At 34.3% G+C, this 16671-nt stretch carries 12 protein-coding genes; 7 read left to right on the top strand and 5 right to left on the bottom strand.

Annotated features, from left to right (window positions below; genetic code table 11):
- Positions 1-16 precede the first annotated feature (16 nt).
- The 3 genes from ASE40_RS05940 (at position 17) to ASE40_RS05930 (ending at position 3694) form a co-directional block, all read left to right on the top strand.
- A complete protein-coding gene (locus ASE40_RS05940) occupies positions 17-1351 on the top strand; it encodes a sugar MFS transporter (RefSeq protein WP_057116051.1) in 1335 nt (444 codons plus the stop codon).
- 188 nt (positions 1352-1539) lie between these two features.
- A complete protein-coding gene (locus tag ASE40_RS05935) occupies positions 1540-2586 on the top strand; it encodes a sialidase family protein (protein WP_057116050.1) in 1047 nt (348 codons plus the stop codon).
- A 154-nt stretch (positions 2587-2740) separates the two neighbouring features.
- Positions 2741-3694 (top strand): M20/M25/M40 family metallo-hydrolase, encoded by a 954-nt coding sequence (locus ASE40_RS05930; protein ID WP_057116049.1) that lies wholly within the window; start codon positions 2741-2743, stop codon positions 3692-3694.
- Between the two features lie 57 nt (positions 3695-3751).
- Here ASE40_RS05930 and ASE40_RS05925 read toward each other — a convergent pair whose 3' ends face one another.
- A complete protein-coding gene (locus ASE40_RS05925; protein WP_057116048.1) occupies positions 3752-4117 on the bottom strand; it encodes a winged helix-turn-helix transcriptional regulator in 366 nt (121 codons plus the stop codon).
- An 80-nt stretch (positions 4118-4197) separates the two neighbouring features.
- On the opposite strand from ASE40_RS05925, the gene ASE40_RS05920 reads away from it, so the two are divergent.
- A complete protein-coding gene (locus ASE40_RS05920; protein ID WP_057116047.1) occupies positions 4198-5073 on the top strand; it encodes an NAD(P)H-binding protein in 876 nt (291 codons plus the stop codon).
- 216 nt (positions 5074-5289) lie between these two features.
- Here ASE40_RS05920 and ASE40_RS05915 read toward each other — a convergent pair whose 3' ends face one another.
- The 4 genes from ASE40_RS05915 to ASE40_RS05900 all read right to left on the bottom strand — a co-directional run bounded on the left by ASE40_RS05915 (position 5290) and on the right by ASE40_RS05900 (position 10901).
- Positions 5290-6282 (bottom strand): FAD:protein FMN transferase, encoded by a 993-nt coding sequence (locus ASE40_RS05915; protein ID WP_057116046.1) that lies wholly within the window; start codon positions 6280-6282, stop codon positions 5290-5292.
- Positions 6283-6557: 275 nt separating this feature from the next.
- The gene (locus ASE40_RS05910; RefSeq protein ID WP_057116045.1) at positions 6558-8741 is read right to left on the bottom strand and encodes a PepSY domain-containing protein; all 2184 of its coding nucleotides are present in this window, start codon (positions 8739-8741) and stop codon (positions 6558-6560) included.
- A gap of 132 nt (positions 8742-8873) precedes the next feature.
- Positions 8874-9356, bottom strand: a complete 483-nt coding sequence (locus tag ASE40_RS05905; RefSeq protein ID WP_057116044.1) for a DUF2271 domain-containing protein — start codon at positions 9354-9356, stop codon at positions 8874-8876.
- Positions 9357-9404: 48 nt separating this feature from the next.
- Positions 9405-10901, bottom strand: coding sequence for an ankyrin repeat domain-containing protein (locus tag ASE40_RS05900; RefSeq protein WP_057116043.1), 1497 nt, complete (start codon positions 10899-10901; stop codon positions 9405-9407).
- Between the two features lie 822 nt (positions 10902-11723).
- On the opposite strand from ASE40_RS05900, the gene ASE40_RS05895 reads away from it, so the two are divergent.
- The 3 genes from ASE40_RS05895 to ASE40_RS05885 all read left to right on the top strand — a co-directional run bounded on the left by ASE40_RS05895 (position 11724) and on the right by ASE40_RS05885 (position 16446).
- Positions 11724-12698 carry a ribonucleotide-diphosphate reductase subunit beta gene (locus tag ASE40_RS05895; RefSeq protein ID WP_057116042.1) on the top strand — a complete coding sequence of 325 codons (975 nt, stop codon included), beginning with the start codon at positions 11724-11726 and terminating at the stop codon, positions 12696-12698.
- Between the two features lie 18 nt (positions 12699-12716).
- Positions 12717-14411, top strand: coding sequence for a ribonucleoside-diphosphate reductase subunit alpha (locus ASE40_RS05890; protein ID WP_057116041.1), 1695 nt, complete (start codon positions 12717-12719; stop codon positions 14409-14411).
- Positions 14412-14841: 430 nt separating this feature from the next.
- Positions 14842-16446: a Na+/H+ antiporter gene (locus ASE40_RS05885; protein WP_057116040.1), complete on the top strand. Its 1605-nt coding sequence runs from the start codon at positions 14842-14844 to the stop codon at positions 16444-16446.
- The last annotated feature ends 225 nt before the right edge of the window (positions 16447-16671 follow it).

Here is a 16671-nt window from a genome sequence, read left to right as displayed (position 1 = left end):
AAAAACGTAAATAAAAATGGTTGATACAAATACCACTAACTCCTCACAAACCAAACCAACCACATTCGTTCCAATTTTAATAATAGCAAGTCTGTTTTTTATTTTTGGATTTGTTACCTGGATCAACGGCGCTTTGATCCCGTTTATGAAAACAATTAACGAATTAACTTCAGCGCAGTCTTTATTAGTTGCGTCGGCATCTTATATTTCGTTTGTTGTAATGGCACTTCCTGCCTCTTATATTTTAGCTAAAATCGGCTATAAAAAAGGAATGTCTTTGGGATTATTCATTATGGGTTTCGGAGCCTTAATTTTTATTCCTGCAGCCGAAGCGAGAACATACTGGATGTTCCTTACAGGAATTTTTATTCAGGGAGCTGGAATGACTTTATTGCAAACAGCATCAAATCCTTATATTACTATTTTAGGACCAATTGAAAGCGCAGCAAAAAGAATCTCTATTATGGGAATTTGTAATAAAATCGCTGGAGCTTTAGGCTCTCTTATTTTCGGATCTATTTTATTGTCAGGAATTGATGAAATTCAGGAAAAACTGGCTGTAGTAAGCGTTTCTGAAAAGAATATATTACTAAATAATATGGCAGACAGTGTTGTAGTTCCTTACATTTCAATGGCAGTGGTTTTGTTTATTTTAGGATTGCTGATTCGTAAAGCACCGTTGCCAAATGTTGAAGCCGTGCCAATCGAAGAAACAAAAGAGGGAGAAACAGCAAAAACAAGTATTTTTCAGTTTCCGCATCTTTGGCTTGGAGTACTGACTTTGTTTATGTACGTTGGAGTAGAAGTTATTGCTGGTGATACGATTATAGCTTACGGAATCGCGTTAGGATTTCCTGCAGCCGATGCCAAATTCTTTACAACATTTACTTTATTAGCGATGGTAGCTACTTATGCTTTGGGAGCATTTTTGATTCCGAAATATATTACGCAGGCTTTGGCTCTAAAAGTGAGTGCGGTTTTAGGAATTATATTGTCATTCTGCATTGTGTTTTCTAGCGGATTTACTTCTGTTTTATTCGTTGCTGGATTAGGAATCGCAAATGCATTAGTGTGGCCTGCAGTCTGGCCTCTTACACTTAACGGTTTAGGAAAATTTACAAAAACAGGAGCTGCATTATTAGTAATGGCAATTTCTGGAGGAGCAGTTATTCCGCCTCTATATGGGAAATTCGTAGACGGAACAAAAGCTGATCTTATTGCACAGGGAATTAGCGAAGTAAATGCAATAGCAGCAGCCTCAACAAAAGGATATTGGATTTTACTTCCTTACTATATTATTATCCTGTACTATGCGATTTCAGGACATAAAGTGGGGTTGAAGAAGAGTTAGATTTTTTTAATCTGAAAGATGTAATATGTAAGATGTGGGATGTAAGATGTGGGATGTAAAATGAAAGAATGTAAGATGTAAGATTTAAAAGCTATATCAAAGTGACATTTTTTATATTGAAAAGTAAATTCAAAATCTTGCTTCTTGCTTCTTTCATCTAAAAAAAAGCAAAAACAAAGAAAAAGAAAATGATTTTAAAAAAGAGATATACTACAGCTGCATTATTGATGGTAATTGTTTTTTCCAATTCAGTAAAAGCGCAAATTAAAGCTGTGAATATTGAAAGCAGTTATATTGCAGATCCGCCTGTTACAGCCAACAGTCACGCATCGACATTGGTTGAATATAAACCAAATGAGATTATGGCAGCTTGGTTTGGCGGTAAATACGAAGGTGCAAAAGATGTCGGAATTTATATTTCTGATTATAAAGATAAAAAATGGTCAACGCCAAAAGAACTGATTCAGCCATTAATCAAAAACGGTGATACGCTTCCTTGTTGGAATCCGGTGTTGTTTAAAAGCAAAAGCCAGAATTTGTATTTGTTTTACAAAGTCGGAAAAAATCCCAGAGAATGGTTTGGCGCTATGATAGTTTCAAAAGATAATGGAAAGACTTGGGGACAGCCAAAATATCTTCCCGAAGGAATCTACGGTCCAATTCGTAATAAACCAATCGAAACAACTCCTGGAGTTATTTTGTGCGGCAGCAGTACAGAAAGTGTTGACAAAGACGAATGGAGAATTCATGTAGAAACTTACACAGAAGCTGACGATTCTTGGAAAAAAATTGAAGTTGAAAACAATAAACAATTAAATGTCATTCAGCCTACATTTTTAGTGCATAGTGAAAGTGATATTGAGATGTTGTCCCGCAGCAAGCACAATAGAGTAGTTGCAAGCTGGTCTGGAGATAACGGAAAAAGCTGGATAAGAACCAATACAATTAATGTGGTCAATTCAAATTCGGGAATAGATGCTTTAACTGTAAATAAAAATCTTTTTTTATTGGTTAACAATCCACTGCCGCAGGGAAAAGACTGGTTTAACGGCCGCAATATTTTAGACGTTGAATATTCGACAGATGGTTTGAACTGGAGAAAGTTATTTGATTTGGAAAATCAGGAAAAAGGAGAGTTCAGTTACCCAGCCATAATTCAAACCACCGACAAGAAAGTACACGTACTGTATACTTATGATCGAAAATACATTAAGCATACCTCTTTTGATTTATAATCTTTGAATGATGGTACGCGGATGACACTCATTTACTTCGTAAAGACGCTGATTTTACGATTTTATTTGATTAATTTTTATAATATCTGCGTTTATCCGCGTTTTTGCAAAGCAAATCCGTTTCATCCGCGTTCCATTCTATAGAAAAACAATTATGAAATTAAAACTTTTTTTTACGACCGTATTTTTTTGCTGCACTTTCGTGAATGCACAAATTTCCAAAACCTTTTATAAACATGATAAATATCTATCATCAGATAAATTGGAAGGCCGTTTTCCGGGTACAAAAGGGAATAATAAAGCAGCAGCTTATATTCAGAAGTATTTTAAAAAATATGGTTTACAAGAATTCAATAATTCTTATTATCAGCCTTTTAAAGTTTTTGTAAAAGAAGGCATCAATAAGATGAAATCAGATAGTGCTGCAACTCAAAATGTTTTGGGTTTTATCCAAGGATCTGATCCGGTTTTAAAAAATGAATATATTTTAATAGGAGCTCATTACGATCATTGGGGCTGGGGCGGGCCAGGTTCTGGAAGTAAAAAGAAAGAAGCGTTTGCCATTCATAACGGTGCAGATGATAATGCTTCTGGTGTCTCGGCGCTGCTTTGCATTTTAGAAGAAATTTCAAAACAAAAAATCAAACCAAAAAGAAGCATCATTTTTATTTCGTTCAGCGGAGAAGAAGAAGGATTATTAGGTTCTAAATACTTCGTAACCCATCTGCCAGTTCCAAAAGAATCCGTAAAAGTAATGCTCAATATGGATATGGTTGGAAGATTGAATGAGAAAAAAGAGCTTTATATGGGCGGTGCTGGAACTTTTCCAAATGGAGTCGAACTGATGCAAAAACTGCAGGAAAACTCAGGATTAAACCCAGTTATTCACGCAGGAGATGTTGGCGGTTCTGATCATGTTTCTTTTTATAAAGAATCTATTTCGGCTGTTGGTTTTCATACCGGCGGACATCCGCAGTATCACACACCAGAAGATGATATCGACCTCATTAATTCTGATGGGGGAGCATTGGTTTCAAAATATATTTATAATGCCTTAACAGAAATTGCCAATTACAAAGAAGCTTTGTTTTTTATCAAACAGAATTAAACAAAGCAATTAAAAATAAGTTAATTAGTTTTTTGTTGTTTGAAAAGGCGGTGTCTATTAAACGCTATAGATGCCGTCTTTTACTTTAAAAGCCCACGCTGCCATTGCATCAATAACGGGTAATAATCCCTTTCCAGCATCACTTAATTTATAAGTCACAAAAGGAGGAACGACAGGTTTTGCTTCGCGAATCACCAAACCATCCGCTTCTAATTGTTTTAAATGCTGAATAAGCATCTTCTCTGTTACAGCCGGAATTGCTCTTTTCAATTCGCTGTAACGTTTATCTCCAGTCGATAAATGATATAAAATAATGGGTTTCCAGTAGCCTCCAATTTTTTCCATAACAAAAGTTACAGGGCATTGTTCCAACGCATACTGCTTGTTTTCCTGAATAGTTGACGATTCTTTAATTGCTGTCATGATACATACTTTAGGGTAAGTACTTGTGTAAAAGTAAGTACAAAGATACCTTTGTCTTGTTAAATAAAAAAACTTTAAAGATGAAAATTATAATTTCAGGTTCGTTAGGAAATATCGGAAAGCCTTTAACGGCTCAATTAGTAAAATCAGGACACGAGGTAACGGTTATAAGCAGCAATGCAGATCGAAAAGCTGCGATTGAAGATCTTGGTGCAAAAGCAGTAATAGGATCAGTTAGCGATGCCGATTTTCTTTCAGAAACTTTTAAAGGTACAGATGCCCTTTTCGCCATGACGCCTCCAAATATGGGCGGTGTAAATATTATTCAAAATACTACAGATGCTGGCACCGCTTTCGCGAAAGCGATTCAGAATGCCAACATTAAAAGAGTAGTAATGCTAAGCAGTATAGGAGCTGATTTACCAAAAGGAAACGGACCAATTGCGGGTTTGTATAATATTGAGAAGATTTATGAGAAACTAAATACTTCAATTACATTTTTGAGAGCTGGATATTTCTACATTAACTTCTTCAACGATATTCCGATGATAAAAGGAGCAGGGATTATGGGAGCAAATATTCCAGCAGGAAATCGTATTCCGTTAGTGCATCCAGAAGATATTGCATGGGCTGCTGCAGAAGAATTACAAAAATTACCAGAAGGAAAAAATGTGCGCTATATTATTAGTGATGTTCGCACGCCTTCAGAAATTGCAAAAACATTCGGAGCAGCAATTGGAAAACCAGAACTTCCTTGGGTTGAATTTACTGATGAACAATATTTAGGCGGAATGACTCAAGCTGGAGTTCCAGAAGAAATGGCTGGTTTATATACCGAAATGGGAAGCGGACTTCGTAATGAAACCATTGCAGCAGATTTTCTAAACAATGATGGAAAAGTTCAAGGAAAAATCAAACTAGAAGATTTTGCAAAAGAGTTTGCTTCAAAATTCTAATCAAAAAAACATTCCGCTTCTATTTACAGTAAGCGGAATGTTCAATTTAAATAATGAGTTATCATTATTTCATACCCTTTATAATTTCACCGAAGACTCAAGCGATAGCGAACAGACAAAGTAATCATTTCGACAAAATCTGCTTCCCATGACCACCAACCACCAACCACCAACCACCAACCATCAACCATCAACCATCAACCATCAACCAACAACTTACAATTTATAAGAGAAATTCTTAGACTTAACCACTTTTCCTTTATCAGTAATTATTACGCAGCTGTATTCTGGGAATTTTTGGAGCAGCAGTAAGCCTTCTTTTAGACCTAAAACCATCATTGAAGTACTTAATCCGTTTGCCGTTTCGGCGTTTGGACCAAAGACAGTTACACTGCACAAACCAATTGCGGGATACCCAGTTGCAGGATTTATAATATGGGAGTAGCGTTTTCCATTAAAAACAACAAACTTTTCATAACTGCCAGAAGTAGTGACAGCGCCTTCTTTTAAAGGAACAACAGCTAAAATTTTTTCAGGTTTAAACGGATTCGTAATACCGATTTTCCAGTCCTTTCCGTTGGGTTGTTTTCCCCAGGTGCTCATATCGCCAGAACCATTGATAATTCCGGCTTTAATGCCTTTTTCAATCATCATGGCACGGCATTTATCAGTGGCGTAACCTTCGCCGAGAGCACCAAATCCGATTTTCATGCCTTTTAATTTCAAAAAAATAGTCGATTCTGTGCTGTCCAAAATAATATTCTTGTAACCCACTTTTTCAACCGATTTTTTTATGGCATCCGCCGAAGGCATTTCCTTCATCGAACCGTCAAATTTCCAGATTCTGTCCATTGCAGCAAAGCTGACGTCAAATCCGCCATTTGTTATTTCAGAAAGTTTAACAGCTCTTTGGGCAAGTTCAAAAACTTCTCGATCTACTTTTATAGGTTGAATTCCCGCATTCTGATTCACTTTAGAAATTTGAGAATCGGCCTTCCAATCCGAAATTAGATTTTCTATGCGGGTAATTTCAGCAATTACAATATCACTATTTTTTTCAGCCGAAAGCGAATCTTTATCGACAATACTAATATCAAAACGGCCGCCCATTAAGAGCGATGTTCTTTTTCGTAATACTTGCGAATAGCCTGTAAAGCAGTGAACCGTTACGAAAAGAATTAAAAGTTTATTTATAATTGATTTTTGCATAAAAAATCATTTTTTAGAGCTCCAGCGGAGCGAAATATTTATAGTTATAATTTAGACGTTTCAAATTAAAGCTTCGCCAGAGCGATATGTAGTTTGTATATGTCGCTCCGCTGGAGCTTTAACTTTGTGTGAACCAAATGTAATCTATAAATATGTCATCCCTCTGGGATTCATTTATAATTCCGATCTAAATTCTATAATCTATCCCGAGGCTTCGGGACTACAGTCTAAAATCCAAAATCCAAAATCCAAAATCCAAAATCTACAATCTAATTCTAATAGCAATCCGTTAATAATTGACCATTTTCTTTGTATTCAGAAAGACTTTTAATTCCATTTTCCAGACACAATCCATTCAAAACAGCTTCAACATCTTTCTGCATCGCAAGCGAACCGCAGATCATGATTACACCGCCTTCTTTCAGTAAATTCATAAAAAAAGAAGCATCTTTCTGAATCAAATCCATAACATAAATATTTGCTCCTTCACGAGATAATGCTACGTGAAAGCGATCCAGATGTTGTTTTTGAATCATCACTTTTGCAAACTTTTTATAAGCCAAAAGAGTTGGAGTTACCATTCTAAAACCGCTGTACAAATGTATTTCTTTCTTAGCTTTATTCTGTTCAATCATTCCCAGAAAAGGAGCAATTCCAGTTCCGTTAGAGATTAGAGCCACTTTTGGTGCTTTCTTTGGAAGATGAAAAGTAGGGTTTTTAAGAATTCTAGCTTTTATTGTATTTCCAGGTTCTAAATTATTCAAAAAGCCAGAACCCAATCCGTTTTCATGCAGTTTTACAACCAATTGTATGTTTCCAGAATGATTTCCAATAGAGTAGAGGCGTTCTCTAGAATCATTAGCAGGATAAATTGCCAGTAAATCACCAGAAACAAATTTAGCCCTAGAATTAGCGCGTAATGTTAGTATAAAAGTATGTTCGGTATCAGAAATCGGCGTCTTATCTAAAACCATTAATTTCTGCAGTCCTTTCGGTACGTGATTGTATAATGAAGGAGTTGTCGCCAAAGGAATTCCCGTTTTAGCACTCCATAATTTTATCCAGTTTACAAATTCAACAGCCGATTTGTCGTTAACAGTTTGTAAATCTAAATAACGATCTGCCCAATTTTGATTGGCTAAAAGCTGATCGATTTCAACCGCAAACTGGCAGAAATCTGGATAAGCTTTCGAACCAAAACCAACGACAGAAAAATTAATTTTCTGATCCTGATTTTGCTTTTCTAATACAGCTTTAAATTTTTTTCCGTTAGAAGGTGCGTCACCTAAACCGTGAGTAGAAGTAAAGACAATTATATGTTCTGCCTTTGGATAAGCGGAAAAGCGATTCAGTTCGGTAATAAAAGCCTTGTAGCCTTGATCGGTTAATTGTTTCAGAATAGCATTTGCAAATCGAAAAGAACTTCCATTTTCAGAACCAACTAAAAGAATAAAAGTACTTTCGTGCGCTTTGAATTTGTTTTTAATTCGGCTTGACCTTCTTTTTAAAGTAATCGCAAAACCAGAATAAATAAAGAATAAAATATTGATGCAAGCTATTGCTAAGATTACAGCCCAGACTCCGTTAATTCTACCTGTATGAAGATCAAGGCTCAAAGCAGCAAATTGTTTGGTTACCGGCGAAAGTTTTTCTGAAATAACAGCACCAGAAACCTGATTAACTTCGATCTCGCGATCTTTTAATTCAATGATATAATATTCTTCAGGATCATCTGTAAAAGGAAACTCAATTTTTTTTACATCAGAAAGTAAAGTAGTTTTAAATATAGAAGTCGTTTTGTCTTTTTCTGAAAGTTCAGATTTTACAGGTTTCGCTTTTTCTTCACCCATAAAAAAGTTAAATCGTTCCAACGATAAATAGGTTCCTGTTAATGCAATAATTAGAATTGGAATTAAAGCCAATCGCCCCAAAACAACATGATAATACTGGGCGAAATATTCCTTAATTACTTTGGAGAAGAAATTTCGAATACCGCGTTGTCTCTTTAAAACCAATACAAAACCCGAAAGCGAAATTAGTAATAAACAAAAAGAAATTATGCCGACAAAAAAACGTCCTGCTTCATGAAGAAACAACGAGCGATGAAAACTTGTAACCCATTGAATAAATTCGCTTTTTTTTACAGGAGTTCCTAAAGCTTTTCCAGTTTTGGGATCAACATAAGCATTAACATCATTTCCGTTTTGATCAATTGCCTGAAGCGTTACAAACTGATTGTAATCAACACTTAATTCTGTAATTTCTGGGTAAGCCTTTTTTAGAATAGGAAGAGTTTCTCCTAAAGTTATTTCATTAAAATTTTCAGTTTTGTACGGAAGAGTTTTTTCCTGCACTGCATCGACCGCCAGAATAATTCCGGTTACCGTGGCTAAAAACAAAAATATAGAAGAAAATAAGGCCAGGGCCAAGTGTGCGTAACGCCAGAAAGAAAGAGTCATTGAATGTATTAAAAGTAATAAATGTTTAAAGCTTTGTCAAAGTTAAAAACTTTGACAAAGCTCAGATTTCAATTTTAAGCAGAAAAAAATAGAATTCATGCTTATAGAGGTTAAAAAATAATATGCTGAATATTAAATTTTGCTTAACCTTACGTATTTAATATAGCCTTTCCCATCTGTTTTAGCAGCCAAACCTTCTGTTGTAAGCGGAATTTCAAGATCGCTTACATAATACTTTTGATCTTCAACAGCTGTTTCAAAACGTAATTTGTAACCTTTGTTAATTTTAGAATTTTCAATTTCTATTGTTGTCACACTGCGATCTCCACCAGTAACAGAAGCGCCTGTTTTTGCGCTGATATCATCATTTTTTTGAGTATGGAATTTGTTCCATTCTTTTAATGATTTGTACCACTTTTTATCATCGCCCATTACATAAAGTGTTTTTTCGTATTCGCCGTTTCCATTAACGAGTGAAACTACGATATATGCACCTTCTCCCATATAATTATTCATTTGAAGCATGCATTTGTATTTGCTTGACTGCGCATTAGATTGAAAAGAAAGTAAAAATACAAATGCACTTGTAAGGGCAATTTTAAATATAGATTTCATATTTTTTTAATTGTAATTTGGAATTTTATTTTTGAAGTTTAAAACTATTTACTTTAAGAATTCAACCGAAATATTGTTTTTTGTAAGCAGATCATTTTCTTTTGCCAAAGCGTAAGCTGTCTCGTCAAATTCTGTATTGATGTCTTTTTTGGCTCCAACAGAAACAAGATATTTTAAAATCGAATCATCTTTAGAAGTCATAGCCGCTCTGTGCAGTGCAGTTAAACCATCTTTGTTTTTAACGTTTACATCTACTTTTAAATCAGTAATTTTTTTAAGGAGAGAAACATCATTTTTAGTGATTGCTAAATGATATAGAGTGTTTCCGTCTTTTTGTGCTGCCGCCAAATTTAATCCTTTATCCTGAAGTAATTTTGCTTTTGCATCAAAAGGATCTTTTTTAGGAGCATCTTTATCTTTTCCCGCAGGACGATAAGACTGTACTAAATAAACTCCTAAATTATTGCCGTCTTTGTCTTTTACATTAATATCTGCACCTTTCGCTAAAAGCAGACTTACAGCTTCTGGAGTTCCAGATCTTACGGCATATGTCAAAGCAGATTCTCCTTTTACGTTTTGAGCATTGATATTTTTTGCATTAGGAAGAAAAAGTTCTAAAGCAGCAGTTTCTCTTGCAGATGCAGCAGCCATAACTGGCGTATTTCCTTCTTTATCAGCTTTGTTAACATCAACACCTTTTCCTAAAAAGTATTTGATAATTTCAGTTTGATTGGGTTTTCCAGCTAAAATATGTAATACATTTTGTCCTGCTTTGTTTTGTGCAGTTGCTTTTATTTTTACTTCTTCAACCAAATATTTGTACGTTTCGATTGTATTAGTTTCTCTTCTGCTTCCCTGTGCAGCAATCAAAAGTGCAGTTTCTGTTGGTTTAATTCCTTTTTCTAAAAGTTTTTTCAAAAGTGGAATATTTCCAGATCTTGCAGCGTATGTAAAAGCAGTATTTCCATCATTATCAACATCTTTAAGAGACATTCCTTTAGTTGCAAAATATTCTGCAGCTTTTAAATCTTTATCTGACGCAATTGCCAAAAGTAAAAGGTTTGCTCCATTTGTATATTTTTTTGTCGGATTTACTCCAGCCTTAAAAAATGCATCGTACATCGCAGGACTCGACTGCCCGTTTGATGCTGCGAAATCTGCAGGAGTAGTTCCGTGACTGTCTTCAAAATTTACATCAGAACCTTTATTAATAAGATATTCTACTAATTCTGTATTTCCTCTATAAGCCGCCCAATGCAAATAAATACGATTATCGTGTGTTAATTTCGTAACCGAATTTCCTGGCTGTTCAATTAAAAATTTAATAGTTGCAACAGGCGCATCATTATTAATTGCCAGCGTTGTAACATCAAAAGCATTGGCATTTGCCTCTGAAGGATTATTTCCCTTTGCTATTTCGGCCTTAACAGTTTCGATATCTGGAGAAGTTTTCCAAAAAGATTGTTCTAAAAGAGTATTTTTTTGCTGAGCACTTACAAAAAGCGTAACAGCAAATGCAAAAGAAGCGAAAAGATTCTTTTTCATGTTTTGATAATTTATGGTTATAGAATTATTCAAGATTAAATTTATTTTCAGATATGTATTTTACTCTATTTAGAATAAATAAAAATAAAGCAAATGTAAAGATTAATATTTTTAAATCAATACAAATTTGTTGTTAAAACGGATTTTTAATCTAGTATTTCGGAATTTTAAGAATGTCTTAAGCTGATTTTAATTTTTATATTCAAACAATATCCTTTAGACAATTGATATTTGAAACTATTAAGATCAGAGTAATTTCTTAGATAAAAATTATATATTTTTTGAATTTATTTACCTTGAATAATGTTTTTACCAATCTTTCCTGTTAAAAGCAATTGTTGGTCTTTTTTGAATGTACTTCACATCAATCTTAAAAGTGTTTTTTAGTCTAATTATCTGTTATAAAAAATGTTATGTTTTTTAGTAACACAATATTATTTAGAATAATTATTAATAACTAGCGTTTTTTTATTTTGAAATTGATTTTAAAATTAATCTTTTTCCAAATCAACTGTTGATAACTGCTTAGCTCTGTACCTCAAAAAATATCACTTTAAGATGTTGATAACTTACTATTAATTTTAGGGAAACAGTTAGTTCATTGAGAATTACAAGACATTATTTTCCTGTTGATAAAATTCGCAGAAACTCCAATTTTTGAAGTTTTCAAACTGTTGATAATTGGAGAGATTTTTAACATCTAAAACTGGACAAAAGGATAACTGTGGGCTAAATTTGTAATTATAGAAAATCACGCCGATACCACCTGCAAAAGAGCGCTCGATTTTTTATTTCAAAATAGTCACTTAAAATTCTATATATATGTCAATTTTCGATAAAAGAATCAATTATAAACCTTTTGAATATCCTGAGGTTCTCCAATTTACTGAAGCAATTAATAAAGCCTACTGGGTGCACACCGAAGTAGATTTTACTGCCGACACACAAGATTTTCATGCTCATTTAAATCTGGCTGAAAAAACAGCAATTAAAAATAGTTTATTGGCTATTGCACAGATCGAGGTAGCTGTAAAAAGCTTTTGGGGAAATATATACGAGCATTTTCCAAAACCAGAATTCAACGGATTGGGAACTACTTTTGCAGAATGTGAATTCAGACATTCTGAAGCATATTCTCGTTTGTTAGAAGTTTTAGGTTACAATGATGAATTCGAAAAACTTTTAGATGTTGCTGTAGTACGCAGACGTGTAGATTATCTTTCTAATGTATTAAAGGATACCAAATCTCAGGACAACAGAAAATACATGGTTTCGCTGATTTTATTCAGTATTTTAATCGAAAATGTTTCTTTGTTCAGTCAGTTTGCAATTTTATTGTCGTTCACAAGATTCAAAGGCTATATGAAAAATGTGAGCAACATTATTGCTTGGACATCTATCGACGAACAAATTCATGCGAATGGTGGAATTTATATTATTAATAAAATCCGTGAAGAATTTCCTGAATATTTCGATGCTGAAACATTAGAATTAATTAGAGAAACAGTTAAAGAATCTATAACTGTTGAAGCCGATATTTTAGATTGGATTTTTGAAGACGGAGCGATCGAAACTATTAATAAAGAAGACTTAGTGAACTTCATGAAATTTAGAATTGATGAAAGTTTAAAACAAATAAATATTGAAACGATCTTTAATGTTTCTCCAGACGAATATTCAAAAATGACTTGGTTTGAAGAAGAAGTTTTTGCAAACAGTTTAGACGATTTCTTTGCCAAACGTCCTGTTGAATATACGAAACATGATAAAAGCATTACCGCAAACGATCTTTTCTAATACAAGCCCAGAATACTTATGAATACGATAGACACAAACCCAGTAAATAATTTTGAATCACAGAACGATAGTAAAATGTGGTGGAAGAACTCTGAAAGTGAGCAAATTTTAAATCGCGGATACCTTTTAAAAGGTGAAACGGTTGAAGGTGCAATCGATCGAATTTGTACCGCTGCCGCTAAAAGACTTTACAAACCAGAATTAAAAGAATCTTTTGTTGAAATGATCGAAAGAGGCTGGATGAGTATTAGTTCGCCTGTGTGGGCAAATATGGGAACAGAAAGAGGTTTGCCAATTTCTTGTTTTAATGTACACGTTCCAGATAAAATTGAAGGAATCACCCATAAATTGGGCGAGGTAATTATGCAGACTAAAATCGGAGGCGGGACTTCTGGTTATTTTGGTGAATTACGCGAGCGCGGAAGTGCCGTAACAGATAACGGAAAGAGTAGTGGAGCCGTAAGCTTTATGAAACTTTTTGATACTGCAATGGATACAATTTCGCAAGGCGGAGTTCGTCGTGGCGCATTTGCAGCTTATTTAGATATTGACCACCCGGATATCGAGGAGTTTTTGAAAATTAAAAGTATCGGAAACCCAATTCAGAATCTGTTTACGGGAATCTGTGTTCCAGATTATTGGATGCAGGAAATGATTGATGGTGATGCTGATAAAAGACAAATTTGGGCGAAAGTTTTAGAAAGCCGTCAGCAAAAGGGATTGCCGTACATCTTTTTTAGTGACAACGTAAATAAAAACAAACCACAAGTTTATAAAGATCAAAACTTAAGAATCAATGCCAGTAACTTGTGCAGTGAGATTATGCTTCCATCAACTCATGATGAATCATTTATCTGCTGTTTATCTTCAATGAACTTGGAGCTATATGAAGAATGGAAAGATACTGAAGCAGTAAAATTAGCGATCTTTTTCTTAGATGCTGTTTTACAGGAATTCATCGAAAAAACTGAAGGGAACTATTATCTTTCTGCAGCTAATAAATTTGCTAAAAGACACCGTGCATTAGGTTTAGGCGTTTTAGGATGGCATTCTTATTTACAGAAAAACATGATTCCGTTTGAAGGAATGGAAGCTAAAATGAAAACGACAGAGATTTTTAAACATATTAGCGATAAAGCAGATAAAGCAAGTCAAGAATTAGCTAGAATTTACGGAGAGCCGGAATTGTTAAAAGGTTACGGAAGACGTAATACAACCACAATGGCAATTGCACCAACAACATCTTCTTCTGCAATTTTAGGACAAACTTCTCCAGGAATTGAGCCTTTTAGCAGTAACTATTATAAAGCTGGATTGAGTAAAGGTAATTTTATGCGTAAAAATAAATACCTTAAAAAACTGTTGGAAGAAAAAGGTTTAGATAATGAAGAAGTTTGGAGAGGAATTATGCTGAATGGCGGAAGTGTTCAGCATATGGAACTGTTGACTCAGCAGGAAAAAGATGTCTTTAAAACATTTAAAGAAATCAGTCAGTTAGAAATTGTACAGCAGGCAGGAATCCGCCAGAAATTTGTGGATCAGGGACAAAGTTTAAATCTTAATATTCCAGCAGAATTGGCAATTAAAGATGTGAACCGTTTAATGATCGAAGCGTGGCAGCAAGGAGTTAAAAGTTTATACTACCAAAGAAGCCAGAGTGTTTCTAAAGAATTAGTAACAAGTCTTGTTTCCTGCAGCAGTTGCGAATCATAAAAAAACAAAGCCGAATCTTATTTTAGATTCGGCTTTTTTATTGTTGCTGAGAGTTTCACGCAGATTTTAAAAGATTTGGGCAGATTTTAGTAGATTTTTTATTTCTGTACTGTTTGTAATGTCGACAGAGGAGACATCTCCGCTAGATTTAGAACGCTAAAAAAGGCATTTTACTTTGTATTAATAAACCTAGCAGGCTATGTGTAAAACCGTTCTTTTTTAATTCTTTACAAACAAATCAAAATACTAGGTCTCTATGTGTTTAAAAAAAACTAAACCATAAACTTCAACCAACTCAAATTTCCTGAGTTTAATGTAAGTCAAGAAATTGACGATTCTTTTTTAGTGTTATTTTAATTTAATTATCATAATATATTAATTTAGTGCCAGAAATTATAATCCCAAACCAATAAATACCCGCAGTAAATAAATGGAAAATATCACAGTAATTATAATGTTACTCTTTGGCGTAGCTTTTCTTAGCCTTGTTAGTAAAAGATATAATTTTCCGATTCCAATTGTTTTGGTTTTGTGCGGTGTTGTCATTAGTGTTGTTCCAGGACTTCCTGTAATTGCTTTAAGTCCAGAAATAGTATTTATCGTATTTCTTCCACCTCTTTTGTATCATGCCGCGTGGCATACCAGCTGGTCAGACTTTAAGCAATCCATACGTCCGATAACTTTTGCCGCCGTTGGTTTGGTGTTTTTTACTACAGGATTAGTTGCTGTTTTTGCGCATTGGCTTATTAATGATATGTCTTGGCCGTTAGCCTTTTTACTTGGTGCTATTGTTTCGCCTCCCGATGCGGTTTCTGCAACTGCTATTACAAAAGGATTAGGACTAAATCCACGATTAATTGCCATTCTAGAGGGAGAAAGTTTAGTAAACGATGCAAGTGGTCTTGTAGCGTACAAATATGCTCTTACTGCGATTACAGCAGGAAATTTTATTTTATGGCAGGCGGGATTAAATTTTGTTTTAATGTCGGTTTTAGGCATAGCCATAGGTTTAGCTGTTGGTTATATCATGTATTATATTCATAAGAGATTTGTTTGTGATGATATTATCGAAGTAACGCTCACATTATTGACACCATTTGCTTCTTATCTACTTGCAGAACATTTTGAAGGTTCGGGAGTTTTGGCTGTCGTAACAACAGGTCTTTTTTTGGCTGCGAGATCGGGAACCATATTTTCTCATGAAAGCCGAATTATGACAAATACAATTTGGGATGTTCTAAACAATATTCTAAACGGTTTGATTTTTATTTTAATCGGACTTCAGTTAAGGCAGATTATTGCAGGCATCAGTAATTACTCTGGAAATTCGTTGTTTATCTGGGGAGCTGTTATCAGCATTGTGGTTATTTTGGTTCGTTTTTTATGGGTTATTCCAGCTGCGATTCTTCCGAGAATAATAAGTAAAAAGATCCGCGAAAAAGAAAAATTTGATTATCGAAATATGATCATTTTCGGATGGTCTGGAATGCGTGGTGTAGTTTCCATGGCAGCTGCTTTGGCACTTCCCTTAATGTTGAATAAAACAGAAGCATTCCCGCTTCGTAATTTGATTATTTACTTGGTTTTTTGCGTAATACTATCCACTTTGGTTATTCAAGGGCTTACGCTTCCTTGGCTAATTAAAAAACTAAAAATCGAGCGTTATTCTATTTTGGCAGAAGAATATGAAATCCGAAATAAAATAGTTTCTGAGACAATCGCACATATCGAAGATAATTTTTCTTTACTAGACGATGAATTACTCCATAACATTAAAAGCAAGTATGAAGTAAAATTTAACCGACTCCAAAAGACAGAACTTCCGGCTAATTTTTTCGGAAATGGAAAAGTATTGGGTGGACAAATTTTTAATGAGTTTACCAAAGTTCAGATTGATCTTTTGAACGTTGAACGGAATAAACTCGAAAGTATGCACAAAAAAGGATTAGTAAACGAAGAGATTTTTCGCAAAATTGAAAAAGAACTTGATTTAGAAGAAACCCGTTTGTGGATGGAAATGTATGAGGAAAATTAATTTTTAATTTTTAATTGTGAGTTGTGAATTGTGAGTTGTGAGTTGTGAGTTGTGAGTTGTGAATGAGCTTTATATAAAGAATAATTCTTAATTCACCATCAAGCATTAACTATTACCATCAACAATTAATAATTCACCATCAACCATCAACCATCAACCATCAACCATCAACCATTAACCATCAACTATCAACTATCAACCATTAACCATAATNNCACCATTAAC

The organism is Flavobacterium sp. Root935, assembly GCF_001429295.1.
Taxonomy (GTDB): domain Bacteria; phylum Bacteroidota; class Bacteroidia; order Flavobacteriales; family Flavobacteriaceae; genus Flavobacterium.
The sequence above is the reverse complement of the archived record's forward strand: the minus strand, read 5'-3'. Positions and strand labels throughout refer to the sequence as shown.